This is a genomic window from Neobacillus paridis (assembly GCF_016765675.1).
GTDB lineage: Bacteria > Bacillota > Bacilli > Bacillales > Cytobacillaceae > Neobacillus > Neobacillus paridis.
Window position 1 is genome coordinate 1 of record NZ_JAESWB010000241.1, and the last position, 1,064, is coordinate 1,064.

Sequence of the window (1,064 nt, forward strand, 5' to 3'; positions counted from 1 at the left end):
ATCACGATCTTGTCGAAGTGGTCCGCAAGGACTCAGCTGACGTCATCGTCATCGGCTCCCACGGCGACAGCGGACTAACGCACTTCCTCTTCGGATCTGTTGCTGACAAGATCGCTGCCGCATGCAAGAAACCGCTGCTCATTTTGCGCAGTGAGCTGGCGCCAAAGCACAATACCTTGAAGGTAGGGATGGCGTTGGACGGTAGCAAGTATGGCGTTGCCGCGGCTCGATTCATCGCGAAGCATGCGGCGCTCTTGGGCGAGAAGCCCAGTGTTTTTATGGTTCACGTCGCACCGGAGCTGGAAACCCTGACAGTGCATGGGTGGATTGACCGCCAAGTCAAGACGGGGATCTTGCCGGAGCACGCGACTGCGATGCATCAGGCGGTGTTCGACTCGGTCTTTGGACCCGTAAAGACCATTTTGATGGACGCCGGGATCCAAGCCATGGAGGTTCGACTTGTGGGAGGCGACGCCGGGCACGAAATCGCGACCTATGCGTCGAAGAACAAGCTCGACTTGCTAGTCATGGGGTCGCTTGGATTCGGGACGAACCGCTTTTCACCGGTGGGTTCGGTCGCTAACCGCGTCGCATCGCGCGTACGAACGCCTCTGCTGTTGATTCGCGAGCTCTAAGGTCGGACCATGAAGATCTTGGTGGCGATCGACGGCCTGCCTGCGCCGCTGAACGCCCTTCGGCACGCTATCGGTCTGGTGCTGGTAGGGCTGAATGCCAAGCTGCTGCTCGCAACAGTGCAGGCTCTGACCTACGTCTATGACACCACATGCCACGTCGAGAACTGCTAACGCCGGCGCAGCGCGAGCAGCTGCTGGCGCCGCCGAGCTGATCCGGCTCTACACGATCAGCGAAGCCGACCAGGCCTTTATCATGGCCCATCGTGGCATGCACAACCGGCTGGGCGTCTCGGTGCAGTTGGCCTCTCTGCGATTTCCTGCCGCCTGAAGTACGTCTTCATTGAGCGCCACAAGACGCATTGGCCAGTGTCGATGCAATGCGCAATACTAGGCGTGAGCCCCAGCGGCTATCACATTAGGCGCTGCTGG

General features: G+C 59.6%; 3 protein-coding genes. All 3 read left to right on the forward strand.

Annotation, left to right across the window (positions count from 1 at the left end; translation table 11 throughout):
* Positions 1–635, forward strand: a 635-nt coding sequence (locus JK635_RS16435) for a universal stress protein (protein WP_202655045.1), incomplete at its 5' end; no start/stop codon positions are given.
* 9 nt (positions 636–644) lie between these two features.
* Positions 645–806, forward strand: a complete 162-nt coding sequence (locus JK635_RS16440; RefSeq protein ID WP_202655046.1) for an adenine nucleotide alpha hydrolase family protein — start codon at positions 645–647, stop codon at positions 804–806.
* Entirely contained in the window at positions 775–963 is a 189-nt protein-coding gene (locus tag JK635_RS25760; protein ID WP_202655047.1) for a DUF4158 domain-containing protein, read from the forward strand. The genes JK635_RS16440 and JK635_RS25760 overlap by 32 nt, the downstream gene beginning before the upstream one ends.
* The last annotated feature ends 101 nt before the right edge of the window (positions 964–1,064 follow it).

Excerpts from the sequence above, each read along its gene's own strand:
- JK635_RS16440 (WP_202655046.1), top strand. The coding sequence starts at position 645 with ATGAAGATCTTGGTGGCGATCGACGGCCTGCCTGCGCCGCTGAACGCC.
- JK635_RS25760 (WP_202655047.1), top strand. The coding sequence starts at position 775 with ATGACACCACATGCCACGTCGAGAACTGCTAACGCCGGCGCAGCGCGA.